Source organism: Desulfogranum aggregans (assembly GCF_055398265.1).
Window position 1 is genome coordinate 3,582,468 of the sequence record NZ_AP042447.1, and the last position, 26,263, is coordinate 3,608,730.

Annotated in this window: 24 protein-coding genes; 16 read left to right on the forward strand and 8 right to left on the reverse strand. The window is 54.8% G+C overall.

Annotated features, from left to right (window positions below):
• Positions 1-355 precede the first annotated feature (355 nt).
• Positions 356-964: an L-lysine exporter gene (gene lysE / locus ACZ52Z_RS15810; RefSeq protein WP_464267739.1), complete on the reverse strand. Its 609-nt coding sequence runs from the start codon at positions 962-964 to the stop codon at positions 356-358.
• A 157-nt stretch (positions 965-1,121) separates the two neighbouring features.
• On the opposite strand from lysE, the gene ACZ52Z_RS15815 reads away from it, so the two are divergent.
• Entirely contained in the window at positions 1,122-2,006 is an 885-nt protein-coding gene (locus tag ACZ52Z_RS15815; protein WP_464267740.1) for a LysR family transcriptional regulator ArgP, read from the forward strand.
• A gap of 34 nt (positions 2,007-2,040) precedes the next feature.
• Here ACZ52Z_RS15815 and ACZ52Z_RS15820 read toward each other — a convergent pair whose 3' ends face one another.
• From ACZ52Z_RS15820 to ACZ52Z_RS15830, 3 genes are read right to left on the reverse strand one after another with little or no spacing between them, the layout of a single operon-like run.
• A complete protein-coding gene (locus ACZ52Z_RS15820; RefSeq protein ID WP_464267741.1) occupies positions 2,041-5,133 on the reverse strand; it encodes an efflux RND transporter permease subunit in 3,093 nt (1,030 codons plus the stop codon).
• 47 nt (positions 5,134-5,180) lie between these two features.
• Complete coding sequence (locus tag ACZ52Z_RS15825; protein ID WP_464267742.1) at positions 5,181-6,434, reverse strand: efflux RND transporter periplasmic adaptor subunit; 1,254 nt, start codon at positions 6,432-6,434, stop codon at positions 5,181-5,183.
• A gap of 47 nt (positions 6,435-6,481) precedes the next feature.
• Positions 6,482-7,906 carry an efflux transporter outer membrane subunit gene (locus ACZ52Z_RS15830; protein ID WP_464267743.1) on the reverse strand — a complete coding sequence of 475 codons (1,425 nt, stop codon included), beginning with the start codon at positions 7,904-7,906 and terminating at the stop codon, positions 6,482-6,484.
• A gap of 197 nt (positions 7,907-8,103) precedes the next feature.
• Here ACZ52Z_RS15830 and ACZ52Z_RS15835 point away from each other — a divergent pair, with 197 nt between their 5' ends.
• Together ACZ52Z_RS15835 and ACZ52Z_RS15840 are read left to right on the forward strand one after the other, a co-directional pair.
• Complete coding sequence (locus tag ACZ52Z_RS15835) at positions 8,104-8,673, forward strand: type I restriction enzyme HsdR N-terminal domain-containing protein (RefSeq protein ID WP_464267744.1); 570 nt, start codon at positions 8,104-8,106, stop codon at positions 8,671-8,673.
• A gap of 2 nt (positions 8,674-8,675) precedes the next feature.
• A complete protein-coding gene (locus ACZ52Z_RS15840) occupies positions 8,676-10,022 on the forward strand; it encodes a class II 3-deoxy-7-phosphoheptulonate synthase (RefSeq protein WP_464267745.1) in 1,347 nt (448 codons plus the stop codon).
• A 178-nt stretch (positions 10,023-10,200) separates the two neighbouring features.
• On the opposite strand, the gene ACZ52Z_RS15845 is transcribed toward ACZ52Z_RS15840, so the two are convergent.
• The 4 genes from ACZ52Z_RS15845 to lptA all read right to left on the reverse strand — a co-directional run bounded on the left by ACZ52Z_RS15845 (position 10,201) and on the right by lptA (position 13,458).
• On the reverse strand, positions 10,201-10,653 hold the full coding sequence (locus ACZ52Z_RS15845) for a PTS sugar transporter subunit IIA (protein WP_464267746.1): 453 nt from the start codon (positions 10,651-10,653) through the stop codon (positions 10,201-10,203).
• 11 nt (positions 10,654-10,664) lie between these two features.
• Positions 10,665-12,122, reverse strand: coding sequence for an RNA polymerase factor sigma-54 (gene rpoN, locus ACZ52Z_RS15850; RefSeq protein ID WP_464267747.1), 1,458 nt, complete (start codon positions 12,120-12,122; stop codon positions 10,665-10,667).
• Positions 12,123-12,199: 77 nt separating this feature from the next.
• Positions 12,200-12,925, reverse strand: coding sequence for an LPS export ABC transporter ATP-binding protein (gene lptB / locus ACZ52Z_RS15855; protein ID WP_464267748.1), 726 nt, complete (start codon positions 12,923-12,925; stop codon positions 12,200-12,202).
• Entirely contained in the window at positions 12,925-13,458 is a 534-nt protein-coding gene (lptA, locus tag ACZ52Z_RS15860; RefSeq protein WP_464267749.1) for a lipopolysaccharide transport periplasmic protein LptA, read from the reverse strand. The genes lptB and lptA overlap by 1 nt, the downstream gene beginning before the upstream one ends.
• Positions 13,459-13,963: 505 nt before the next feature.
• Here lptA and argB point away from each other — a divergent pair.
• The 13 genes from argB to ACZ52Z_RS15925 all read left to right on the forward strand — a co-directional run bounded on the left by argB (position 13,964) and on the right by ACZ52Z_RS15925 (position 26,246).
• Positions 13,964-14,848, forward strand: a complete 885-nt coding sequence (gene argB / locus ACZ52Z_RS15865; RefSeq protein ID WP_464267750.1) for an acetylglutamate kinase — start codon at positions 13,964-13,966, stop codon at positions 14,846-14,848.
• The gene (locus ACZ52Z_RS15870; RefSeq protein WP_464267751.1) at positions 14,845-16,041 is read left to right on the forward strand and encodes an acetylornithine transaminase; all 1,197 of its coding nucleotides are present in this window, start codon (positions 14,845-14,847) and stop codon (positions 16,039-16,041) included. The genes argB and ACZ52Z_RS15870 overlap by 4 nt, the downstream gene beginning before the upstream one ends.
• Positions 16,042-16,431: 390 nt before the next feature.
• Positions 16,432-17,343, forward strand: a complete 912-nt coding sequence (gene argF / locus ACZ52Z_RS15875) for an ornithine carbamoyltransferase (RefSeq protein ID WP_464267752.1) — start codon at positions 16,432-16,434, stop codon at positions 17,341-17,343.
• Positions 17,344-17,418: 75 nt separating this feature from the next.
• Positions 17,419-18,618: an argininosuccinate synthase gene (locus ACZ52Z_RS15880; RefSeq protein ID WP_464267753.1), complete on the forward strand. Its 1,200-nt coding sequence runs from the start codon at positions 17,419-17,421 to the stop codon at positions 18,616-18,618.
• A 5-nt stretch (positions 18,619-18,623) separates the two neighbouring features.
• A complete protein-coding gene (argH, locus tag ACZ52Z_RS15885) occupies positions 18,624-20,015 on the forward strand; it encodes an argininosuccinate lyase (protein WP_464267754.1) in 1,392 nt (463 codons plus the stop codon).
• 5 nt (positions 20,016-20,020) lie between these two features.
• Complete coding sequence (locus ACZ52Z_RS15890; RefSeq protein WP_464267755.1) at positions 20,021-21,091, forward strand: fibronectin type III domain-containing protein; 1,071 nt, start codon at positions 20,021-20,023, stop codon at positions 21,089-21,091.
• Between the two features lie 82 nt (positions 21,092-21,173).
• Complete coding sequence (dapF, locus tag ACZ52Z_RS15895) at positions 21,174-22,034, forward strand: diaminopimelate epimerase (protein WP_464267756.1); 861 nt, start codon at positions 21,174-21,176, stop codon at positions 22,032-22,034.
• Between the two features lie 100 nt (positions 22,035-22,134).
• Positions 22,135-23,019 (forward strand): 4-hydroxy-tetrahydrodipicolinate synthase, encoded by an 885-nt coding sequence (dapA, locus tag ACZ52Z_RS15900; RefSeq protein ID WP_464267757.1) that lies wholly within the window; start codon positions 22,135-22,137, stop codon positions 23,017-23,019.
• A 36-nt stretch (positions 23,020-23,055) separates the two neighbouring features.
• Complete coding sequence (gene dapB / locus ACZ52Z_RS15905; protein WP_464267758.1) at positions 23,056-23,868, forward strand: 4-hydroxy-tetrahydrodipicolinate reductase; 813 nt, start codon at positions 23,056-23,058, stop codon at positions 23,866-23,868.
• 43 nt (positions 23,869-23,911) lie between these two features.
• Positions 23,912-24,442: a 2-amino-4-hydroxy-6-hydroxymethyldihydropteridine diphosphokinase gene (gene folK / locus ACZ52Z_RS15910; RefSeq protein ID WP_464267759.1), complete on the forward strand. Its 531-nt coding sequence runs from the start codon at positions 23,912-23,914 to the stop codon at positions 24,440-24,442.
• Between the two features lie 196 nt (positions 24,443-24,638).
• On the forward strand, positions 24,639-24,911 hold the full coding sequence (locus tag ACZ52Z_RS15915) for a YHS domain-containing protein (protein ID WP_464267760.1): 273 nt from the start codon (positions 24,639-24,641) through the stop codon (positions 24,909-24,911).
• Positions 24,908-25,552, forward strand: a complete 645-nt coding sequence (fsa, locus tag ACZ52Z_RS15920; RefSeq protein ID WP_464267761.1) for a fructose-6-phosphate aldolase — start codon at positions 24,908-24,910, stop codon at positions 25,550-25,552. The genes ACZ52Z_RS15915 and fsa overlap by 4 nt, the downstream gene beginning before the upstream one ends.
• A 13-nt stretch (positions 25,553-25,565) precedes the next feature.
• Positions 25,566-26,246: a transglycosylase SLT domain-containing protein gene (locus ACZ52Z_RS15925; RefSeq protein WP_464267762.1), complete on the forward strand. Its 681-nt coding sequence runs from the start codon at positions 25,566-25,568 to the stop codon at positions 26,244-26,246.
• Positions 26,247-26,263: the final 17 nt, after the last annotated feature.

A 26,263-nucleotide genomic window follows, 5' to 3' on the forward strand; every position in this document is an offset into this window, starting at 1 on the left:
CTATGTGCATTGTTCGTTGAAATCACAAGATAAAACCTGAACAAGTGAACCTTCTCGACCACCAGTGTAAAGAGGTGTTGTTGTTGAACGCCCGCCTAAGGCGGTTTGGTGAGGCTGTGCTGTTGGTTCCCCAGTAGTCCTCTGCCGTGAGGTCATCTTGAATAATTGTTTTTTCTGCTAATTGCTCCGTTGTGGGCAATAGCTCTTCTCGGAATATTCTATCTATACCGTACGGCGAGATATTGGCCATGCCTTGCACGTGGTTGGAAAATGAAATTTTTCAAGAGGCCCGCTTGCATGAAGTGAAACAAGCTTAGGCGTTGAGTTATCCCTGATTCAGGGAAGACAGCAGGTATCAGGTGGCCACCTGATGGAAAATGAGCGAAGCGCCAAGGCTGAGCATGAGCAGCCCCACCACCACGTCGAGGATTTTCCATGAGGTGCTATGGCGAAAAAGAGGGGCCAGCCTGCAACTTCCGAAACCCAGAGCAAAAAACCAGAGGATTGACGCGCAAATGGCTCCCAGCCCAAACAGTACCCGTTCGCTGCCGCTAAATCGGCTGGCGATGCTGCCCACCAGGACAACGGTATCCAGGTAGACATGGGGATTAAGGAGGGTTACTGCCAGGGTGGCCGCTAGCACCGAGGAAAAGGACCGGTGAACAGTGCCTTTGGGCTCCATCTTATGCGTATGCAGGGCGGAACGCAAGGAACAGGCAGCATACCAAAGAAGAAAAGCCGCCCCTCCCCAGCGCATTATATCAGTAAAACCCGGGTGGGCAGAGAGAAAGCCTCCAACGCCAGCAATACCGGCGATGATCAGCATGGCATCGCAGATGCAGCAGACGAGGACAATGGTCAGGACGTGGTTTTTTTTGATGCCATTGCTGAGCACAAAGGCATTTTGGGCGCCAATGGCAATGATCAGTGCGGCTCCAGTGGCCAATCCGTTGAAAAAGGGCATGAACTCTCCTTCGTGTTGCAAGAATAATTGTCTGCACGCCGCCTCGCAAGGAGGAAGCAACCGGCGTCTACAACGCGATCATGCACCCTAGTAGGGAAGCCATGGTTTGTAAAATTAATGTTTTTCATGACGAATAAATTCTGCTAATGATTAGGTCATGTTTGACTATAAACTTGTTGAAGCAATGGCAACGGTGGTGCTTGAAGGTGGATTTGAACGGGCGGCAAACAAATTACACCTGACCCAGTCAGCGGTGTCGCAGCGGGTAAAGCTTCTGGAGACGCAGGCTGGCAGCATCTTGCTGGTTCGCTCCAATCCTCCGCAACCGACCGCTGCCGGCACAGCGGTAATGCGGCACTATCAGCAGGTGGTCAGCCTTGAGCGGGAAATTGCCCAGCTGCTTGATCAGGGAAACCGGGAGACCTTTGTGCCCTTATCCATTGGTATTAATGCCGATAGCCTGGCGACCTGGTTTTTTCACGCCCTCTTCCCCTGGCTGGAACGCCACCGGGTGACCCTTGACCTGCGCGTTGATGATCAGGAGCAGACCTTGAGGCACCTGAAAGCCGGAAAGGTAATGGGGTGCATCAGTTCGCACTCAACCCCGGTACAGGGCTGTGCCATGCATCCGTTGGCGACCATGCGTTATCGGTTGGTTTCGAGTCCCTCCTTTTTTTCCCATTGGTTTGCCAGAGGCGTCAACGCGGCAACTCTCTCGCAGGCGCCGGCGGTTATCTTTAATCGAAAAGATACCCTGCATGCGCGCCTGCTTGAGCAGATTGTTCCCGATGTCCCCAGCGCCTATCCGCTGCACTATGTTCCCTCTGCCGAACAGTTTGTTGAAATTATTCGCAAGGGGCTTGCTTACGGCGGGGTGCCCGATATGCAGGGGCGTGATAAATTGGCGAGTGGAGAGCTGGTGGAACTGGTTTCGAATCGAACCTATGCGGTTCGTCTCTATTGGCACGTCTGGAGTCATCGATCCAGCCCGCTGGAACAACTCACTGAGCAGTTGCTCAGGGCCGGCAGAGAAGTGTATTGACCCTGGATCAACCGTAATGATCAACCGTCCAGGACTATTCGGGTGAAAGCGATGACTCCGGTATGGTGTTGGCACCATGTGGGGTTGAGCGGCCCCAGAGCGCAAGGATGTCTTCGAGTATCAGGTAGAGAGAAGGGATGAGGACCAGGGTGATGACAGTGGCAAATAGAATACCGAATCCCAGGGAAATAGCCATAGGGATGAGGAATCGCGCCTGGCGTGAGGTTTCAAAGATCATGGGCAGCAGGCCGAAAAAAGTGGTCAAGGTGGTGAGGATAATCGGCCGGAACCTGGATACCGAGGCGTTGATCACCGCCGCGTAGGCGGTTTGGCCGCTTGCCCTTTTTCGATTGGCCAGGTCGATAAGGACCAGGGAGTCATTTACCACAACCCCGGAGAGGGCCACGATTCCGAAAAAGGAAACCAGGCTGAGCGAGTAGCCCATGAGCAGGTGCCCGAGAACAGCTCCGACAATCCCAAAGGGGATGGCCATCATGATGATGATCGGCTGCCAATAGCTGCGGAAAATCACTGCAAGCAGAACAAAAACAATAACCAGCGCCGCTGCCATCCCCTTGGCCAGCGCCACCATGGATTTTTTCCTGTCTGCCTGCTGGCCTTCAAAGGAGTAACTCAACCCTGTATACCGTTGCATGAGGACCGGCAAAAGATCGCTCTTCATGGCATTGACCACCTGATCGGTCTGTTTCGGTGGGTTGACATCAGCAGTAACCGTGATGGTTCTTCGTCCGTTGCGGTGCTGAATAGAGGTGTAGGCCCTTCCCGGCGTCACCACCGCCACGCTTTGGAGCGGCACTTCTCCCCCTTCCGGAGTGCGCAGGACCATTTGTTCAAGAGAGTTGAGGGTACTGCGTTCCGCCAGCGGATAACGCAGCATGATCTTTATTTCATCCCGTCCCCTGAGCTGCCGTTTGATCTCATGGCCGTAATAGGAGGCGCGAATCTGTCGGGCAACGTTTTCCGGGCTGAGGCCAAGGCGGTAGCCCAGGGGGGTGAGCTGAAAATCGAACTGCCTTTTTCCACGTTCAAATCCGTCTTCCACCTCACTCACAATAGGAAACGTGCGAAGAAACTCGGCGGCCTCCTGGCTGGCCATCTCAAGGGTATCGGCATTTCTGTGCTGCAGCTCAAGGGTCAATCCGGCACCAGAGCCAGGTCCCCCGAAATTGGAGCGAAAACGTATGGATTCCAGGCCAGGCAGCTGGCCGGTGTTTTCCCGCCAGCTCCGGATGAAATCCGAGGTGGAAATGGGGCGGATATCCGGAGAAGTGAGGTAAATTTTGATCCAACCGGAGTTACTGTCGATCATGGCCTGTGTGCCCTGAACAAGGGCTTCTCCACCATTCTCGACCCTTACTTTTTCTGCTGCATCAAGGAGATGGCTGAGGGTTGCCTCCACTTTATTTCGCGGGACTCCCACCGGCAGGGAAAAGGAAACATAGGCTCTGTCTGATTCGACCCGCGGAAACATGGTCATTCCCATATGCCCGCTACGAATAAAGGCCGCGGTAACGAGCAGGATCGACAGGCCAAGGGCCGTGCTGACATAGCGATAGCGAAGTGCAAGGACCACGCACGGGGTAAAGGTATGCTTGATCAGGCGGGCAATGCCTCGACTGACCCGCTGTTGGAACTTTTCCAGCATGGAGCCCAGGGAGCCGCGAAGCGGCTGCTGGTGGCCAAGATGAGCCGGCAGGACAAACAGGGCCTCGATAAGGGAAATGAAAAAAACCGTTCCCACAACTACCGGAATGGCCCTGAATATCTTTCCCATGACGCCTGGAATAAAATAGAGCGGCATAAAGGTGACGATATTGGTCAGGATGGCAAAAGTCACCGGTGCTGCCATCTCCCGGGCGCCGATTATGGCCGCCTTGAGCGTTCCATACCCTTCCTGACGCAGGCGATAGACATTCTCACCAATGATAATGGTGTCGTCAACCACAATGCCAAGGGAGACGATAAAGGCAAACAGGGAGACCATGTTGATCGAGACATCGAAAAAGGGCAAAAAGAGGAGCGAACCCAGGAAGGAGACCGGAATTCCCATGGTGACCCAGAATGCCAGGCGCGGCTCAAGAAAAATACCAAGGAGCAGCAGGACAAGGGCAAGACCGAGGTAGCCGTTTTTCAGCAGCAGGTTGAGCCGCTGCTGGTAAATGAGGGAACGGTCATTGACCGTGTCGACCGAAAGGCCGTCGGGAAGGATCTGCCGGAGGATATCCACCCGGCGTTTCACTGCCTCGGCGATCTCGATCGGCCCCTGGCGTCCAACCCGAAAGACTTCTATGCCAATGGCAGGCTGACCGTTATACTGCATGGCGCTGTCGGTTTCAGCAAAATCATCCCTGATGCTGGCGATATCTTCCAGATGAAGCACGGAGCCGTCATCGGTCACCACAATCGGGATCGACGCAAATTCCCTACCCAGATTGCGCCGTTCCTTCATCCGTAACTGGATGTCGCCGCCGCTGGTTTTGATGGTACCGCCCGGCAGGTCAAGGGAGGCGTTGCGTATTTTTTCAGATATGGCTTGCAGGGTCAACCCATAGGTGCGCAGCGTTTGCTGGTTGATGTCGACCGATATTTCCAAGGGGCGGTTGCCCTGCAGTTCCACCTGGGAAATCAATGGGTCGAGGAGCAGCTGATCCCTGACCATTTCTGCCGACTCTTTCAGGACCGTTTCTTCCAGTTCCCCGTAAAGAATAAGGGTGATGACCGATCGCCTTCGAGAGGGGACGGCGACTGTGGGTTCCTCCGCATCATCGGGGAAGGCGCTGATCCGATCCACTTCGTTTTTAATATCAATGGCCAACTGCTGCAGGTCGGTATCGATCAGGGCTTCCACCGTAACCGTGCCCCTGCCTTCAACCGCTGAACTGTAGACCTGTTCAATGCCTTCCAGGGAGGCAATCGCCTCTTCCACCGGCAGGACAATGCCATCAACAACCTCTGCCGGGCTGGCCCCGGGATAGGCCACGGTGACCCGGACTTCATCCCGCTCAAACTCGGGAAAGACCTCCTGCTTGATCTGGGTTCCCCAGTAAAGGCCGCCAACGAGGAAAAAAAGCATAAGGATGTTTGCGGCAACGGCATTAGAAGCCATCCAGCGAATGGCTCCTCTATCGGTTGTGGATGGAGAATGGTTCACGATCAATCCGAAACGCTGGCTGTAGGTTGGGCGGCAACGGTCACGGGCATGCCGTTGATCGGTGTGGCCACAGGGGAGATGATTACCCGGTCCCCGTCAGAGAGGCCGTCGGTGAGATAGGCATGTTCATCATTGGTCCAGGCGACGGTCACCGGTCGAATGTCCAGGGTGTTGTTGGTGGAGGCGACCAAAAGGGTTTGGTCCGGACGCAGGGCCTGGCGAGGAACCCGGTAACAGTCCTTCATGGGGAGCCCGTCAATGACTGTCCGGACAACCGAGCCCAGCAGCAGGGGAATCCTGCCGTCGGCGGCGTGGGTGGGATCGTCCACTTCGATCAGTACCCGGGCCATAAGGCCTTTCGGGTCCACATCTCCAAGGAGTCGTATGATTCGCCCTTGCCAGGGAAGGCCGCCCGGGGGGGCGTCGGTTGAGGTGATGCTTACCTGGGATCCGGCCTCGGAGCCGTTCGGGAGATATATGCGCGCCAGGTCTTTTTGAGGGATAGCTGCCCTTATCCAGTATACGTCAGTGCCGGCCAGGGTAGCAATGGTTGTCTGGCTGCTGACCTGGGCTCCGACCTCCACGTTGGTGGTCAGCACCACTGCGTTGAAAGGACAGAGCAGCCGAGTGCGTTCCAGGTCAAGCTGGGCTCTTTCGACTTCGGTTTGCACTGCGGCAAGGGCTGCCTTGGCTTTGGCCAGCTGCGGTTCGCGCAGGGCAAGGGCAGCCTGGGAATCGTTGATATCGATGCCGGCAACTTGTTGGATCAGTTCGTATTCCCGTTGGGCGACCGTCTGGCTGCCCAGCTCAAGACGGAGGTCTGATGCCGCATTTTGCAGGTCGTTTTGAAGCCGTTCATATTCCAGGGTGTATTCCCGTGGGTCAATTTCCAGTACAGTGTCTCCGGCGTGCAGTATGCCGCCGGGGACCAGATTGGGGTGGATCTGTTGAACCGTTCCGCTTATGGCGGGTTTCAGCGAAAGGTTCCTTGAGCTGAGCACGGTCCCCAGCGTATCGATGGTGAGCGGATAGGTAGCCTGTTTCACCGCGACAGTCTCCACCAGGGGCCGTATTTTGGGCGGTGGGGTCCGTTGGGCCCGCGGTTTACTCGAGAGGATCTGCTGGGCCGTCAACAGACCGATACCACCTATGAGCAGGACCAGTACCAGGGCGGTCAATCGTTGTCCGGTTGAACGTTTGGGCAAGGGGGTGTCCGGAAGGATGGGGTCATCGGACGGTTGATTATGGGATGTCATAGTGTGCCAGGTGTCTGGGAGTAGCTGTTGTACGTGTTGTTGTCTGGTTAGTGCTTACTACTTGTGGCATCGGAAAAGGACAGGGCAGGAGCTGGCATCAGATCGTCTGTCCAGGTACCTCCCAGTGCGCGGTGCAGCCTGACTCGTGCCTGCAGCAGCTCTTTTTCGGAAATTATTCTGTCCTGCTGGGTAGTAATCAGGTTAACCTGTTCCCTGAGCACAGGCAGGTAATCACTCAACCCGTTGAGATAGCGCCAGGTAGCTTCCCGATAGGCCATCCCGATGAGTTTGATCCGTTTGTCTATATTGGCAATGCTTTTGCGCAGCTGCTTTTCTTGGGTCAGTGCATCTTCCACTTCCTTGATGGCGGTGATCACCAATTCCCGGTAAGCTGCCAGATCCTCATCAGCAACCGCACGAGTTCTTTCCACCTCGGCCACTTTTGCTCCGCCGTCGATCAGGGACGCTGTAAAGTCGGCGGCCAGGCGGAGAAACCAGGCTTCCAGCAGGGATTCCAGCACCCCGGCATTGTAACTGAATTCACCGGTGAGGTTCAATTGCGGAAGCCGATCGGCACGGGCCTCGGCAATGGACCAGGCCGCGCTTTCCAATCGGTGTGCCTGCGCACGAATGTCCGGACGCTGGCCGAGCAGGTCGGCAGTCAGGCCATCCACCGGCAAGGACGGGGCGGCTGGAAAAAGTGTCTGTTGTGCATCAACGGCCTCTGTTGCGGGGCGACCGGTCAAGAGGGCAAGACGATGCAGTGCGGTCTCCTGCGCGGTGCGAGTGGGGATCAGGGCTCCCTCAATAGCAGCGACGGTCTGCTGCTGCTGATAGACGTCGAGGGCGCTGGCCTTGGATGCGGCAAAGCGCCATTCGACCAGCTGCAGCAGTTTACGGTTGAGGTCAAGCTGTTTTTGAAGCTGAGCCTCCTGCATCCGTGCGCCGACCAGATCGAGCCAGGCGATGGCGACTTCGGCACTGAGACTGATGGCCGCTGCCGAGACAGCCTCCCGGCTGGCCAGCACATCTTCCTGCGCCTGATAGCGTGCCGCTTTTACCCTACCCCATAGATCGACTTCATAGGCAGCCGCCAGACCGAGTGAGTAATCGTCACGGCTGGTCTCGTCCTCTTGCTGGCCGCCGGTCCGGTTGTGGGCAGCTCCAACCAAGCCGCTGACACGAGGATATCTCTCAGCTCCGGCTTTGACCGCTGTCGCTTGTGCCTGGGAAAGTCGTGCCCAGGCTTGGTGCAGGGAAAAGTTGCTTTCCAGGGATGCAGCAATCAGATGGTCGAGTTCCGGGCTTGCAAATTGCCGCCACCATGGAGTGCGTTGCTCAGTAGCCGTTGAAGCAAGTGTGTAAACAGGTGGGACCAGGTCAGCGTTTGAATGAGAGGGCGGAACATACAGATCAGTGCATCCAGCGATGGTAAACAGGAGCAGGAACAGCGAAAAAAGACGTTTATACATGCTAATGCACAAAGAATACGCAAATTGAGGATTGACAAAAAAGAGCAGATACGATTGATTAAGACTCTGCCGCTCAAAAATGCACGCAATTTCACTAAATGCAGTATTCTAACAGAGCGTTGGGGAGATGGCAATCTCCATCCTGTACGGTGGCTCCATCTCTACCACTGCACGCTTATTGCTTTCCGGTACATAATATGATCGATACATCAGGGCACCACCTTGTTTACGGAGTCCTTAAGGATTACCTGACTGGCCAGGAACTTCAGGACACTGATGATGAACGTGTGCGCCAGGATTTACAAAGGATGATGGTGGAACAGCTGGGGTATGCTCCCGCAGAATTGGAACCGCGTCTGCGCATCCTGTCTGAGTTTAATGGCAAGCAAACGGAAACCTTGATTGAGATGGTGGCGCGTGTGGACGGCAGGCGGCTTTTTATTCTTCGCTATGCCGCCGGATCGCTGGTGACCAGAGAAAAAGCCGCTATTGCTGCGGCTCGGATCCTTGAACCTGCCTACCGTATTCCCCTGGCAGTGGTGACCAATGGACGGGATGCAGAACTGCTGGAAACCAAGGAGGGCAAGGTACTGGCAACGGGAATGGGGTGCATTCCAAGTCGCGCGAAGGCGGGGGATCTGCTAAAGGAGCTCATTTTTGAGCCGTATACAGATGTCGAACAACGGGATAGGGCATTGCGGATTCTCAATGTATTTGACGAGGAAATCTGCTGTGCAGGAAGTAAGTGTGAACCAACGGAAAAATAATCATGAATGAAGGAAAAGAGTGGAGTAAGTCGAGCTGGCAGCAATATGAGGCATTACAGCAGCCCAACTGGCCGGATAAGCAAAAACATGATGAAGTTGTGGCAGCTCTGGCGAGCCTGCCGCCGCTTGTGTTTGCCGGTGAAATACGTGATCTGAAGTCTCTGCTGGCCAAGGCCAGCGTCGGGGAGGCGTTTTTGCTGCAGGGAGGCGACTGTTCCGAGGAGTTTTCCCGCTGCACGGCACCCAATATTAGAGAAACCCTGAAGGTCTTGCTGCAGATGGCAGTTATCCTTACCTATGCCGGCAACAAGCCGGTGGTGAAGGTGGGACGGATTGCCGGGCAGTATGCCAAACCGCGCTCCAGCGACACTGAAAATATCGACGGAGTGGAAATACCAAGCTACCGTGGCGATATGGCCAACTCCGCAGAGCCGGTACTGGAAGCTCGGATTCCTGATCCGGAAAGGTTGATGAAAGGCTACCACATGTCCGCAGCCACCCTGAACCTGTTGCGCGCCTTTACGCGAGGCGGTTTCAGTTCGCTGCATCGGGTCCATGCCTGGAATCAGGAGTTTGTCAAAAAGTCTCCCATGGGGCGTTCCTACGAACGATTGGCCAAGCAGATCAGCAGTGCCCTCAAGTTTATGGAGACCATCGGCATCTCCACCGATATTCCCCAGATGAAGCAGGCGCAGTTTTTCACTTCCCATGAAGCGCTGTTTCTCGGGTATGAAGAGGCTATGACCCGCGAAGATTCGGTTGATGGCGGCTGGTATGACTGTTCAGGGCATATGCTGTGGATTGGCGACAGGACCCGTCAGCTTGATGGTGCGCATATTGAATTCCTTCGCGGAGTGAACAATCCGCTGGGCATGAAAGTAGGACCGAACCATGACGCGGATGAGATCCTTGCCATTCTCGACAGGCTCAATCCGGAAAATGAGCCGGGAAGAATGACCCTGATTACACGATTCGGGGCCGGGCAGATTGAGAAATATCTTCCGCCGCTCCTGCGTAGGATCAAGTCGTCAGGGAAAAACGTGCTGTGGAGTTGCGACCCCATGCATGCCAATACCTTTAAGGCGGAAAGCGGCCATAAAACCAGGGATTTTGAGAATATTCTCAGTGAATTGCGCTGCTTCTTCGAGCTCCATTGGGCCGAGGGAACGGTGCCCGGCGGCGTCCATTTTGAACTGACCGGAGATGATGTTACCGAGTGTATCGGCGGCGCCCGCAACCTTTCCGATGAGCAGCTCGGGCTGCGTTACCTGACCACCTGCGATCCTCGCCTGAATGCAGAGCAGTCCCTGGAAATGGCCTTTCAGATTGCTGAAATGATCAGGACTTGATCGGAGAGGTGAGCTGAGGTTAGCCGGCATTGCCCATGGACATGTCGTCGAATTTCTGCATTTCGAGAGAGCCCTGCAGCTGCGGTCTGCAGGGCTTTTTTTTGACCGGTCCGGCAAGGTGGCACGGGAGAGGGTCGCATCCGGTGGAAGTGTTGACGCTTTAAGATGGAAAACGTGATTACAGTGCCCGGTAGGGCCCGGTGAACAGCTCAACGATTTCCTCGGGCGAGGAGTTGTGGAGCAGCTTGATCCTGTTGCTCTGCTGCTTGAGGATAGTGCTCACGTGCGCAAGAGCATGCAGGTATTCGGTGGCAATGGTAGGTGGAGAGAGCAGCAGGGCAAAAAGAAACACTGGGCGTTTGTCAATCGCTTCATAGTGCACCCCCTGCCGGCAACGACCGAAACAAAGGACAATTTGATCAAGCCCTTTAATTTTACCGTGGGGAATGGCGACGCCGTTGCCGACGCCCGTGGATCCAATCTGTTCTCTTTCCAGGAGAATCGAATAAAGGATCTCCTGATTCAGGTGATGAAAATTCCTGACCGCCAGCTGTGCCAGTTCATGCAGTGCAGCCTCTTTATTCGTTGCCTGCATGTCGAGCAGGATACACTTTTTGTTGAACTGAAGCATGGCTGGGAGGATTATTTTTTGGCTTTTCGCCGATGCTTAACCGGGAGGATCTTCATCTGGTCCCTGTATTTTGCCACGGTGCGGCGGGCAACCTTCATGTTTTCTTCTGCCAGGATTTGTGAAATCTTGTTATCGCTGAGGGGCTTGCTGGGGTCTTCCTCATTGATCAACTGCCGAATTCTGGTTTTGATCGCCTCGGCAGCGACAGTCTCGCCGTTGGCGGTGGCAACGGCGGTACTGAAAAAGTATTTGAGTTCATAGATTCCTTGAGGGGTGTGGGCATACTTGTTGGAAGTCACTCGGCTGACCGTGGACTCATGCATCCCAATATCCTCAGCCACGTCTCGAAGTATCAATGGCTTCATGGCACTGGGGCCATGCTCGAAAAAATCCCGCTGGAATTTCAGCAGGCTCTCCATGACCTTGTAGATGGTTCGCTGACGCTGTTCGATGGAGCGAATGAACCACTCGGCGTTGCGCTTGCTCTCCCGGAGGTATCCCCTGGATTCCGTGGGAAGTTCCTTGCGTTGCTTGAGCAGGTCGAGATATTCGGCTGAAAGCTGCAGCCGTGGCAAGCCGTCGTCGTTGAGCTGAATGACGTATTCGTCCCCTATCTTGTGGATATAGACATCCGGTGAGATATAGTTTATCTGCTCGTTGCTGAACTCGTTTCCAGGATAGGGATTCAGCTCCTGGATGATGCCGACCGCTTCGGTCACTTTACGAATGGTGGCACCGGTTTGTCGAGCGAGCAGCATGTAATTTTTGGTCTCCAGCAATGACATGTGCTGGTCGACAATCATGTAAGGCAGCGTATCGTAGTAGCCCAAGCGGTCAAGCTGCAGCAGCAGGGCTTCCCGAATATCGCGGGCCGCGACCCCAGGGGGGTCGAGGCTTTGTACTATTCGCAGCGCTCCTTCAGCCTCTTCCTCGGTACATTCACAAAAGGCGGTAATGTCGCTGATGTCGGCATCGAGAAATCCATGACCGTCAAGATTGCCGAGAATAAACGCGACAATTTCACTGTCCCGTTCATCGAGTTTGAGGTGCGTCAGTTGCCAGTGGAGGTAGTGTTCGAGACCGGTTGCACTGGAAATGAAATCAAATTGGGAGGGGGCGTCTGCTGGCGGGGTCTCACGAGCAAAGGAAAAGTCGGCATCAAATGAGTTAGCGTAGTCCTCCCAGTTGGTATCGGGTACGTTCTCGGTACCATCACCCTTGACCTGACTGGTGACGGTGGGCTCGTTGACTGCGGTGTTTTCCTCTGCAGTAAGCGATTCCGGGTTGGTGCTTTCTGACTGTTCGAGCGGAGGGGCCTCCTCCAGCATGGGGTTTTGCTCAATTTCAGCCTGCAGCGCTTCGGTAAGCTCCAGACGACCCAATTGCAGTAATTTAATGGCCTGGCGCAACTGCGGCGTCATCACCAGTTTTTGGGCGAGTTTTAGGCTTTGTCGAAGTTCCAGTACCATGTGTTTCCTAAAAGGGACGATGTGGTCGTCCCGCCTGCTTGATCCGGTTGATTTACTCTTTTCCTGCCAATCCTGTCCTACATGTGGAAATTATCACCTAAATACATTTTTCGGGCAACAACACTTTCAATAATATCTGCAGCTACCCCGCTGGTCAGGATTTTACCCGTGTTCATGATGTAGGCAAAGTCACAGACCTGGAGGGTCTCGCGTACGTTATGGTCGGAAATAAGCACTCCCAGTCCTTTTTGCTTGAGGTCACGGATAATCTGCTGCAGGTCGGCCACCGAAAGCGGATCCACCCCGGCAAAGGGTTCATCAAGGAGGATGAAGCGCGGACGGGTCGCCAGGGCACGCATAATTTCCACCCGGCGCCGTTCACCGCCCGAGAGGGCATGTCCCTTGTTCTGGGCCAGATACTCGATCTTCAGGTCAGCCAGCAATTCGTTGATCCGGTTGTTGATTTCATTTTTCGGCAGACCGAGCGGTTCGAGTACGATGCGCACATTCTCCTCTACGGTCAGCTTTTTGAAGACAGAGGGTTCCTGGGCGAGATAGGTAATCCCTCTGGCTGCCCGCTTGTGGATCGGCAGGGCGGTGATGTCTTCACCGTCCAGATGAATGGATCCACTGCTGGGACGAATAAAACCAACAATCGAGTAAAAGGTTGTTGTCTTGCCCGCACCGTTGGGTCCAAGAAGACCGACTACCGAGGAACTCTGAACCTGAAGGTTAACCTGGTCAACAACCCTTCGCTGGCGGTATTCCTTGATAATACTGCGTGTTTCAAGCAGGGCGGACATTACTTTTTCTTATCTGAGTCCGGGTGGAGAACGGCCTTGACCCTTCCCGGTTTTGTTTTGTCCTGCTCGACAATGGAGCGTTTTTCGTCCAGGAAATAGGTTATGGTCTTTCCTTCGACCATATTCTGGCCCTGCCAGGCTTTGGCGTTTCCGGTAAGGATCACCTTGCGCTCCTTGGCAAAGTAATCCATGCGATTACCAGTGCCGAGCCAGTCTCCCTGGACAACTTCGACGTTATTTTTGCAGATCAATCGTTTGACCTGGCTGGAACCGCTGTTGCCGGAGCCATTCTTATTCTGGGTGTAAAAGACGGTCATTTCGTCTGAACGGATGGTCACATCCCCTTGTTTGGCATCCACATTGCCGAGAAAGACAACGGAATCTTCAGCTTCCTGGGAGACCATTCGGTCGGCTTCTATGTGAATTGGTGCTTCAGATTCCTCAGCGATTGCCGCGCTGCCTGCCAGGCATAACAGTGCGGTAAAGGCGCAGGCGATGAGTCGCCTGCTGGGTATGGCAAAGATGGGTCTCATGATAGTCTAACCTTGTACATTGTGCGTGAAATGAAAATACTTATCGCTTGGATTATTTTTTGCAATGCAGGATAGCAATCCTACTTGATTGCCGAGTAAAAGTAAAGAGTTTAGAACGGTGGAAAGAGGAGAGACGGCGCTCGCTGTCGCGGCATAGTGCTGGGATGGGGGTAATGAAAAACGCGTTGCTAGTTATATGATATTGTGGGAAAATTTAGACCATTTTAGCGCGTCGAGAGTATCGGGACGTTTTTTTTACACACCAGTGGGCAGGGTAGAGAGGGCGAAGCCAGAGTGGCAAGAGAACTGTTTACACCCTATTGAACCAGGGGTAGAGTAGGCAGCGCAAAGGAATTGACTGTACCACCTGTGTCCGTGACGTGGCATAACCTGCGTTGAAGAAAGTTACCCATTGGTGCAGCAGGGCATAACGCTCTCTTTCAACATGCAGGCCCCTCGCCGGATTCAGCTACCAGGGAAACTCATACACGTGAAGGCAAAACAAATGCAGGAAGGAATCGCAAAGGCAAAGGTGCTGGTGGAGTCGCTGCCGTATATCAGGGAATTTTATGGGGAGACAGTGGTTATCAAGTATGGCGGTCATGCCATGGTTGATGAGGAACTCAAGCGCAATTTTGCCCTGGATATTATTTTGATGAAGTATATCGGCATCAACCCGGTTATCGTGCATGGCGGAGGCCCGCAGATCAATCGTTTTCTTGAAAAAATGCAGGTTACCCCCAGTTATGTTCAGGGAATGCGGGTAACCGATGGGGAAACCATGGACGTAGTCGAAATGGTGCTGGTGGGCAAGGTCAACAAGGAGATCGTGGGCCTGATCAACCATTGTGGGGGAAAGGCCGTGGGATTGTCCGGCCGTGACGGCGATCTGGTTCAGGCCAGAAAACTGACCCTTCATGCCAAGCCGGAAGGTGCGGATCGTCCGCCGGAGCTGATTGACCTGGGGCGTGTCGGCGAGGTGACAAAGATTAACCCGGAGATCCTGTCAACTCTCGATCAACAGGATTTTATCCCGGTCATCGCCCCGGTAGGTGTCGGTGAAGACGGGCAGGCCTTTAATATCAATGCCGACCTTGTGGCCGGGGCAATTGCCGCCGAACTGAACGCGGTCAAGCTGGTACTGCTGACCGATGTGGAGGGGGTCAAAGGCGAGGATGGGCAGCTGATCTCCACCATCCGGAGCGAGGAGGTGGATGGATTGATCGGTTCCGAGGTGATCAGCGGCGGGATGATTCCCAAGGTAAACTGTTGCCGCAGCTCCCTGGAACGGGGGGTTGGTAAGGCACATATTATAGATGGACGGCAGGAACATGCGATCCTGTTGGAGATATTTACACGAGAAGGAATCGGCACGGAGATAGTATCATGAACAATGCAGCGTGGGCGAAACGGGGGAATAAGGCGTTTATCGGAACTTACAGTCGATTTCCCGCCATGATGATCAAGGGGCGCGGGTGCCGGTTATGGGATGCTGACGGCCGTGAATATCTTGATTTTCTTTCCGGAATTGCGGTTTGTTCGTTGGGCCACTGCCACCCGGCGGTGACCGAGGCGATCTGCACCCAGGCTCAAGAGCTGGTACACGTATCCAACCTCTTTCATATCCGGCCGCAAATCGAGCTGGCGGAACTGCTGGTCAACCACACCTTTGCCGACCGTGTGTTTCTGGTCAATTCAGGTGCCGAAGCCAACGAGGCTGCCATCAAACTCGCCCGAATTTACAGTGGCAAAGGGCGATACGAGATTATCTCGCTGTCCGGTTCCTTTCACGGGCGGACCATGACCACCCTGGCGGCAACCGGACAGCCCAAGTTTCATCAGGGGTTTGAACCGATCCCTGAAGGATTTGTCCATGCCGCATTTGGCGACATCAAAGCCGTAGAGGAGCTGATTTGCGAAAAAACCTGTGCAGTCCTGTGCGAGCCATTGCAGGGAGAAGGGGGGGTGCGACCGTTGGATCCCGCCTATCTTCAGGCGCTGCGTGCACTTTGCGATGAACATGGCCTGCTGTTGCTGTTCGATGAAATCCAGACCGGAATGGGCCGGACCGGAACCCTGTTTGCCTATGAGCAAGCCGGAGTGGCACCGGACATTATGACCGCGGCCAAGGCACTGGGCAACGGCTTGCCCATTGGTGCCATGCTGACCACTGACACCGTTGCCGAAGCCTTTGGGGTGGGCAGCCACGGCTCCACCTTTGGCGGCAATCCCGTGGCCGCAGCAGCGGCCGTTGCCGTTCTCCAGGAGATGCTGGCTGATGGCTTCCTAGAGGCGGTACGCGAAACAGGACAATATTTCATCGGAAAATTGAAGACGGTTGCCACCCGTTTCCCTGACCTTGCATCCGGTGTTCGTGGTAGGGGCCTCCTGCTTGGACTGGTTTTGACCGAACAGGGCAGGGAACACGGCGCTGCTATTGTGCAGCACATGTTTGAACGGGGGGTATTGATGAATTTTGCCGGGAATACGGTGCTGCGTTTTTTACCGCCGTTGATTGTTACCAGGCAGGAGATCGATCAGGTGGTGGAAGAGCTGATCAGCGTACTGGATACCTTGGCATAGTCCATACCTTAGCTGTCGGGTAAAGATGGACTGCTTTTCCCTTCATTGCTCAGGACAGTGTCCTGGCTGTCGGCGTCACCCCGGTCATGGTCAATGTGGGTGCCGTCCCTGGTGATAGGGAGAGTTGCCTGCCTGTTCACCATCCTGGAGAGCGGATCGGTGCGGCGTGGGGAGGAGAGTGGAAGCGCTGGACGGGGTCGTCATGGTCCTCATCGGCGTGAAAATCGTGATCTCCGCCCTTTGAACCGGAGAAGCGTGAAAATCCCTTTGCAAAACCATGGTTTTTTTGTATCAATTAAGATTTTTATCTGGCGACGGAAGGAGGCGTAAGGGGGCGTGATCCCTGCACTCCGAGGCGCCGCAGCAGACCCGGAGCAAAGGGGGCGGAAAATGAGTAAACATCTATTGGCGTTGGCGCAGTTTGATCACAAGCAGCTGCAATCAATGGTAGACCGGGCACTTGTGCTTAAACAGGAAAGCAAGGATGGCGTTCGCCATGACCAGCTGACCGGTAAAACGATCTGCCTGCTTTTCGATAAGCCCTCCACCCGAACCCGGGTCTCGTTTGAGGCGGCCATGTACGGTCTCGGCGGCAATGTCATCTTTATGTCCAGCAAGGACTCCCAGCTCGGGCGCGGGGAACCGCTTAAGGATACGGCCAGGGTCCTGGCCAGGTACGTGGACGGGATCGTGGTCCGAACCTATGGTCAGGAAATCGTCGAGGAACTGGCACGGTTCAGTGATGTCCCGGTGATCAACGCCCTGACCGACCTCTACCATCCGTGTCAAATCCTCAGTGACCTGATAACCGTCATTGAACACAAGGGCGCGCTTGAAGATCTGCAGATCGCCTGGATTGGCGACGGGAATAATATGGCCAATTCCTGGCTGGAAGCAGCGGCCATCTTCGGTTTCTCCCTTACCCTTGCCTGTCCTGAGGGCTTTGAGCCTGATGAACAAGTTCTTGCCTGGTCCCAACAGCGAGCCTCCTCGCCCATATCCCTGCTGCGTGATCCTGCAGCAGCCATAAAGGGTGCGGACGTGGTCAATGTTGATGTATGGGCCTCCATGGGCCAGGAGGATGAACAGACAGAAAGGCTGCAGTCGTTCAAGCCGTACCAGCTGAACCGGGAACTGCTCGCCCAGGCAAAAAGTGATGCTGTGGTGCTGCACTGCCTGCCGGCGCATCGCGGTGAGGAAATAACCGAAGACGTGCTTGAGGGTGAGCAGAGCGTGATTTTTGATCAGGCTGAAAATAAAATGCATATGCACAAGGCGCTCCTGGAAAGCTACCTTGGGTAAAAGATAAACGGCCGCAGGCGTAGCTGTCTGGTTAACCTGGGTGCCACCTGTCATAAAGGACACGAGTAGAAGAGAATGAAAAGTGTGGAAAAGATAGTGCTCGCCTATTCCGGCGGCTTGGATACATCGGTAATTTTAAAGTGGCTGAGTGAAGAATATGGTTGTCCGGTTATTGCGTACTCCGCGGATATCGGTCAACAGGAGGACTGGGAAGCCGTCCGCCGCAAAGGAATGTCCACTGGCGCGGAAAAGGTGATCATTTCCGACTTGCAGGAGGAATTCGTTCGCGATTTTATCTTTCCCGCTTTCAGAGCCAATGCCATCTACGAGGGGTCCTATCTGCTGGGGACTTCTCTTGCACGACCGCTGATCAGCAAGGAACAGGTTCGGATTGCCCAAGAAGAGGGAGCCGACGCGCTCAGTCACGGGGCCACCGGTAAAGGCAACGATCAGGTACGGTTTGAACTCAGCTACCTGGCTCTTGACCCGAAGCTGCAGATTATCGCTCCGTGGCGGATATGGGACCTCAACTCCCGAAAAAAACTGGTAGCGTTTGCCAAAGAGCATGATATCCCGGTACCGGTCACCAAAAAAAATCCGTACAGCTCCGACGAAAACCTGCTGCATATCAGTTTTGAAGGCGGGATTCTGGAGAATCCCTGGAATGAACCGGATGAAGACATGTTCAAGCTGTCCGTCTCGCCGGAGAAGGCGCCCGATGTGGCCACCTATGTGGAGATGGATTTTGAGCAGGGAACACCGGTGGCCATCGACGGAGAACGACTCGGACCGGTGGCTCTGATGAAACGCCTCAATACGCTGGGCGGAGAAAACGGGATCGGCCGGCTGGACATGGTGGAAAACCGTTTCGTGGGGATGAAGTCCCGCGGTGTCTACGAGACTCCAGGCGGCACCATCCTACGTATCGCCCATCGGGACCTGGAGACCATCACCATGGACAGAGAGGTCCTGAGTATCCGGGATTCGCTGGTGCCACGGTACTCCACCCTGATCTACAACGGTTTCTGGTTCTCTCCGGAGATGGAACTGCTGCAGAAGACCATGGATGATGCCCAGGCGACAGTGAACGGAACGGTTCGCCTCAAGCTGTACAAGGGCAATTGCATTCCGGTCGGGCGTAAGTCGGACAATTCCCTCTATTCGGAATCCCTGGCCACCTTTGAAGAGGATGAGGTCTACAACCAGGCCGATGCTACCGGCTTTATTCGTCTCAATTCCCTGCGTCTTCAGATTCAGGCGCTCAACCGGAAATAGGTCCCATGAGCACACAGGATTCATCTACAAAGTTATGGGGCGGACGCTTTGCCGAGGCCACTGCGGCCTCGGTTGAGGAGTTCAGCGCTTCGGTGCAGTACGATGCGCGGCTTTATCGGCAGGATATCAAGGGCTCCACGGTCCACGCCAGAATGCTGGCCAGGCAGGGGCTGATTACCGATGAGGAGTGCGAAGCCATTGTCAACGGGTTGAGCCAGATCGAGCAGGAGATTCGGGAGGGGCGGTTTGCCTTTTCGTCTGAGCTTGAGGATGTGCACATGAACATCGAAAAGGCGCTCACCGATCGGATTGGAGCCCCGGGAGCGAAGCTGCACACCGCCAGGAGCCGGAACGACCAGGTGAATGTCGATTTCAGGATGTATCTCCGCGACGAGTCGGCTGAGCTGGACCGGCTGCTGGAAGGCTGCCAGCGTGCTTTTGTCCGTTTGGCCCGGAAATACCTTGGAACGGTCATGCCCGGCTATACCCACATGCAGCGGGCGCAGCCTGTGCTGCTCTCTCACCATATGCTGGCCTATTTTGAGATGCTCAAGCGTGATCGGGAGCGTCTCGAGAGCTGCCTGACCCGCATCAATGTCCTGCCGCTTGGATCAGCTGCCCTGGCGGGAACAGGGTTGCCGGTGGACAGGGAATACGTTGCCCGGGAGCTTGGCTTTCCTGAAATCAGCGCCAACTCCATGGATACCTCCGGCGACAGGGATTTTGCCCTGGAGTTTCTCTTCTGTCTCAACCTTATCCAACTGCACCTCAGCCGTCTTGCCGAAGAGTTGGTCTACTGGTCTTCCAAGGAGTTTGACTTCGTGCGAATCGGGGACCGTTATTGCACCGGTTCCTCCATTATGCCGCAGAAAAAAAATCCCGATATTCCCGAGCTCATCCGAGGTAAAAGCGGTCGGGTGGCCGGAGCCCTGGTTGCGTTGCTGGTGACGGTCAAGGGGCTTCCCCTGACCTATAACCGAGATTTGCAGGAGGACAAGGAACCAGTATTCGATGCACTGGATACCGTCAAGGCCTGTCTGTCCATCACGGCAGAGTTGCTTGATAATACCGACTTTCATGTCGAACGGCTGGAAGCGGCAACCTATGGCGGCTTCATGACTGCCACTGACCTGGCTGACTACCTGGTGAGGAAAAATGTTCCTTTTCGTCAGGCCCACGGGATTGTTGGCAAGGTGGTGGCGCTTTGCCAGGAACGCGAAATCGAACTCATTGATCTGACCCTGGCCGACCTACAGGCCTTTTCTGAGCATCTGGAGGCTGATGTCTTTGACGTCCTGTCTGTCGAAGGATCAGTGAACAGCCGGACCTCGCCCGGCGGTACAGCTTTGATCCGGGTGAGCGAAGCCCTGGAAAAGGCAGAATCTTATTTGGGATGAATACCATGATCAGCAGCAGGAGTTTTTCCGTGACAGTGATGGGAGTCGCAGCCGTTTTTACCGCCCTTGTGGCGCTCGGTGGGTGCGGATTTAAAGACAAACCGGTACCGCCACAACAGGTGTTGCCCCAACCGGTGACCGACCTGCGCTATGAGCTTACGGAAAAAGGGGTCACCCTGTACTGGAGTTATCCGGTTGAAACTGTTACCGGGGACGATCTCACGAATATCTCCGAATTCCTCATGTACCGCGCGGTGGTCCCGGTGGAAAGCTACTGCGAGACCTGCCCCATTCCTTTCGGCAAGGGGATCACCCTGCCTGGTGGTGCGCTCCCGGATGAGGGCCGTAAAACCGCCAGTTACACGGCGAGGCTGCTTCGGCCTGGCAATCTCTATTTTTTCAAGGTGCGGAGCAAGTCTGGGTGGTGGGCAGAATCTGCAGACTCCAACATTGTTCGCTTCCTGTGGAATACCCCGGTAATGGCACCGGAAGACCTGACGGTGACAGCCGGTGACCGGATGAATACGCTTACCTGGCAACCTGCGGAAAAACACCTGGATGGAACTCCGATCGAGGAGGTTGTTACCTATCAGGTACGGCGAAGCACCGGTGGCGGACCTTTCCAGGAGATTGGCAAACCGCAGCAGGGGACGACCTATGTTGACAGGGACGTGGCCAATAACCGGAAGTATTTTTACCAGGTCCAAGCCATCAGCATGTATCCTCAGGGTGCGGTCGGTGGCGGGATAAGTAAAAACGTTGCCGCAACACCCTTGGACAGGACCCCGCCAGCGGCCCCGGTTGATGTTCAGGGGGTACGCACCGAGGCCGGGATTAAGATCTTCTGGTCCCATGTCCCGGAAAAGGACCTCAAGGGCTATAGAGTCTATCGACGCTTGCCTGGAGACGAAGCCCCGCAACTGGTTGGGGAAGTCCTGCTGCCCTTTAATATGTTTATTGATCGTCAACCACCGCGACAGGCAGCACGCATATACTACTCGGTGTCCAGTTTTGACACGCGAACTCCTGCTAATGAGAGTGCAAGTTCGCCAGAGGTGATGATCCAGAACAGGTAATCGACCGGCCGGTGGTTGACTAAATGATCGGAGAGCAGAACCACCGCACCCTTGACAATCAGTGCATGGAGAGCAACCTATCGTGAACAAGCACCTCGCCCCCATTCCCTTTGTGAAGATGAGTGGTGCAGGCAATGATTTCGTCATCATCGATCACAGAGAGCCTGTTATTCCGCCGGAAAAGATGGCTGATTTTGCCCGCCATTTCTGTCGGCGCCGGTTTTCCGTCGGTGCGGATGGTCTGTTCCTGATTGAGGAATCCGAGCAGGCGGATTTCAAATGGCAGTTTTTCAATGCTGACGGTTCGGTGGCGGAAATGTGCGGCAATGGCGCTCGCTGTGTGGCGCGATTTGCCTATATGCACGGTATAGCCCCGGCCAGCATGCGGTTTGAAACCCTGGCCGGGATAGTGGAGGCCAAGGTGGCGGACACGGAAGTGACCATCCGTATGCCGCAACCCCATTCGCTTGCACTGTCCCGTAAGCTGACCTTGGAGAATGACGCTCTGCTTGAGGTGCACTCCCTGGATACTGGCGTACCCCATGCCGTCACTTTTGTGTCGGATCTTGTTGCTGTGGATGTACAGGGGGTGGGGAGTTGGATTCGTCACCACCCGGATTTTCAACCGGCTGGAACCAATGTGAACTTTGTTGCTTGCAGCGATAAGGAGATCCATGTCCGCACCTATGAGCGGGGTGTAGAGGGGGAAACCATGGCCTGCGGAACCGGAGCGGTCGCCGGGGCCATCATTGCGGCCCTGCTTGGCCGGGCCGGTTCGCCGGTGGTGGTGGTTACCGCCGGCAACGATCGTCTACGCATCAGTTTTGACCTGAAGGATGAGCAAGTCATTGAAAATGTCTTGCTCAGGGGCCCTGCCCATGTCATCTATACAGGGGAATTGGTACCAGAAGCGCTGGCGGACTGGTCTCACCAGGTCGGCTGAGCGGATTAGCTGCCCGGGACGGGAAAGACGAAAAAATCGATGAAAGAGACAGCAGGTAGAGTGTTCGGCACAGACTGGACAGGACTGCGAGGAGAAGGAAATGGGTAGGATACACGGTGCAATTACGGCATTGGTGACGCCGATGAACAACGGCCAAATCGATGAGCAGGCAATGATCGATCTGATCGAGTGGCAGATTGACAGCGGCATCCACGGTCTGGTGCCGTGCGGAACAACCGGTGAATCGGCAACACTCAGTTTTGCCGAACACAAGCGGGTTATCGAGCTGACGGTGGAGACCGTCAAGGGACGGGTTCCGGTTATTGCCGGTACCGGCGCCAACAATACCCTGGAAGCGATTGAGTTAACCGAGTCGGCCAAGGAGAGCGGAGCCGATGCGGTCCTGTCGGTGGTGCCCTACTATAACAAGCCAAGCCAGGAAGGTCTCTTTCAGCACTATAAAGCCATACTTGATGCGGTCGATATACCGACCATCCTTTACAACGTGCCCGGCAGGACCGTAACCAACATGTTGCCGGCAACGGTTGCCAGGCTGGCCCAGCTGCCCAATGTGATCGGCATCAAGGAGGCGTGCGGCTGCCTGAACCAGATCAGTGCGGTGATCAAGGCGTGTCCTCGTGAGTTCATTGTTCTTTCCGGTGACGATTTTACCGCCATGCCCACGGTACTTATCGGCGGAAAAGGTGTCATTTCGGTCGTGGCAAACCTTGAACCAGCCAAAACGGCGGCCATGATGGAGGCCGCTCTTAGCGGTGATCTTGAACAGGCCAATAGACTGCATTATCACCTGTTTGACCTCATGGGAGCTATGTTCTGTTATCCGAGCCCTGCGCCGGCTAAAAAAGGGCTTAATCTTATGGGGCGGATTCAGTCCCCTGAGGTCCGTCTGCCAATGACCCAGATTGATGGGCCGGCAGAGGAAGAATTACGTCGGTGTATGACAGCATGCGAGCTGCTCGCATAAACACTTCTTCACAGGTTCTATCAGGAGTGGATTAACATGACCAAAGTAATCATCGCCGGTGCTGGTGGCAGGATGGGGCTGCGTATTTCGCAGATGGTGCTGCAGCAGGAAGGGCTGGAACTCGCAGGAGCCTTTGAACACCCGGACAGTACCGTTCTTGGCGAGGACGTCGGCGTCCTGTGTGGCATCGGCACCATTGGTGTACCCATTACCCCGGGGATAGAGTCGGTAATCGAGGTCGGCGACGTTATCATCGATTTTACCTTTCACGAGGCAACCATGCAGTTTGCTCGGGTTGCGGCTGTGCACGGAAAGGCGATGGTTATCGGTACCACCGGCCTTAACCAGGTCCAGCTGGACGAGCTCAAGACGCTCGCTGCGTCCAGTTTTCCGTGCGTACAGGCCCCCAATATGGCGGTGGGGGTGAATGTTCTGTTTAAACTGGTGGAAAAGGCCGCTGCTGTATTAGGCGATGCCTATGATGTGGAAATCGTTGAGGCGCATCATCGGATGAAAAAAGATGCGCCCTCGGGTACAGCGCTGAAGCTGGGAGAGATGGCAGCCAAAGCACTGGGAAGAGACCTGGCTGCTGTAGGGGTGATGGAGCGCAATGGCATTATCGGTGAGCGAACCGACAAGGAGATAGGTATCCAGACTATTCGTGGTGGCGATATCGTTGGTGAGCATACGGTTTATTTTGCCGGCGCCGGAGAGCGGATCGAGATCAGTCATCGGGCGACCAACCGTGATAATTTTGCCAGAGGAGCTGTCTTGGCTGCCGCCTGGCTGGCGGACAAGGCCAACGGCATGTATACCATGTTTGATGTGCTTGACCTGAAAAATTTCTAGCCTCCTGTGACCGGCGTCGTCCAATCGGCGCCGGCTTTGTTCGGTGTCTGTTTCATCTTCGGCATTTTCTCATTGCTTTTATATAGGGATCGGCTCCAATCTGGGGGAGTCCAGGCAGATTATACTCCAGGCCTGGAACCGACTGGGTCAGCATCCGGCTATCCGGCTTACTGCCCTCTCCCATCCCTACCTGACCCGACCGGTAGGGATGGAAAGTGAGCACCTGTTTGTCAATGCCGCAGGCTCCGGTCGAACATCACTGAGCCCGACCGAGCTGCTCCGCCTGCTCCAGAGCATAGAAAAGGAGCATGGCCGCACTCGCTCCGCACCGTCCCTCGGTTACCAGGATCGAACCCTCGATCTTGATCTGCTGCTCTACGATGACCTCATCCTTGTCTCTTCCCTGTTGACCGTCCCTCATCCCCGCATGCTTGAGCGATTATTTGTCCTGGAACCACTTGCTGAGATCGCGACAACCGTGCACCATCCGCTGACCGGTAGAAGTATTGGAGCGCAGTGTACTGCCCTTGCACAGCAGGAAACGGGCGGTCAGCGAATCGAGTGGGATTCCTGAGCCCAGGGTATTTTTCCCTGCGGCCAAAATGGCGGCCAACCAGTTGCTGCCAGGTACCCGGCCGAGACGGCAATCATGGACGCCACTTTTTACTGGGCGCAGAGAAATTGATTAGACTTTTGCTTGGGCACGTATATAATACCAATATGTTACCGTCACGCATCCTCATCATTCGGGTAGAGGCGCTACCACGCAAATGACACCGCTTCGTCTCATTATACTCGCTGTTCTCTTCTATATCGGCTACCGTTTGCTGCGCAGTGTGCTGCTCGAACAGTTGAAAAAGAAATCATCCCAAACGCAGCAGAAAGATACACCTGTCCAGGATGTCCTGGTCGAAGATCCGGTCTGTCATACCCTTATTCCCAAAAAACAGGCGATTCGTTTGCGCAAGGGGGGGCAGACCTATTATTTCTGCAGCGAAAAATGCTGCGACGCATTTACAGAAAACTCGGAGGAGAAAGAATGAAATTTTTTATAGATACTGCAAATATCGACGAGATTAATAAAGGTCTCGAAATTGGAATGGTCGACGGGGTAACCACCAACCCTTCCCTTGTGGCCAAAGAACAACGCCCCTTTACCGACATCCTCAAGGATATCTGCGCTGTTGTCGACGGCCCGGTAAGTGCTGAGGTGGTCAGCCTGGATGCTGATGGGATGGTGGACGAAGCCAGGGAACTGGTCAAGATCAGTGATAACATCGTGGTCAAGGTCCCCATGATTGAAGAGGGGTTGAAGGCTGTTAAGCGCTTGGCTGCTGAAGGTATCAAGACCAACGTTACCCTGATTTTTTCCTCCACCCAGGCGTTGCTTGCTGCCAAAGCCGGCGCCACCTATGTCAGTCCTTTTGTTGGCCGGCTCGACGATATTTCCGTTAACGGAATGGAACTTGTTGCCGATATAATGAGTATATTCAGGAACTATGGGTATGCTACCGAGGTTATTGTAGCTTCGGTTCGTTCACCCATGCATGTTGCAGAATCGGCTCTGGTCGGCGCGGACATTGCTACCCTTCCGTACAAGGTTATCGCTCAACTGGCTAAACACCCGTTAACCGATATCGGTATGGAAAAATTCCTTGCTGACTGGGAAAAACGCCAGAAATAATACAAGGAACACTATGGATAAAAGTCTGGTCGTGGCTGTCCTGCTGGTACTGGTTGTGCTGCCGGTATCAGCAGGCGCAGCTCTCTATACGTATGTCGATGAAAGGGGCGTCACCCATTACACCAATGTACCTGTAGACGGCAGGATGCGGCTCAAAAAGGGAGCAGTTGTGCATTCCTCTTCATCCCGTTCCAGACAGAAGCACGATTGGTATCGCTCCCGTAGCCGGTTAAACAGCGGCGCTCAGGGGAGCATCACCGCCCACACCATGCATCACCATATCAACCGGGCGGCAACTGTCCACAAGGTTGACCCTTCGCTAATCAAGGCAATTATCAAGACCGAATCAAACTTCAACCCGCTTGCCGTCTCCACCCAGGGCGCCCAGGGACTGATGCAGCTCATGCCCGGAACCGCCAGGGACCTCAATGTACAGGATCCCTTTGACGTATGGCAGAATATCGAGGGCGGCACCAGATACTTCAGGTGGCTGCTGGACAGTTACCACGGCAATGTGGAATTGAGTCTGGCCGCTTACAATGCAGGTCCTGGAAGGGTCAAGCCGTTTGGAAAAATTCCCCGCATTCCGGAAACCCGGGCCTATGTCAGCAAGGTACTGCGCTATTACGCGGCCTATAAAAAAGGGATTGCCCAATTAACAAGTATTTCCATCCGCAACTTGGTCACCCAATGAAATAAGCCCCGCTCCAA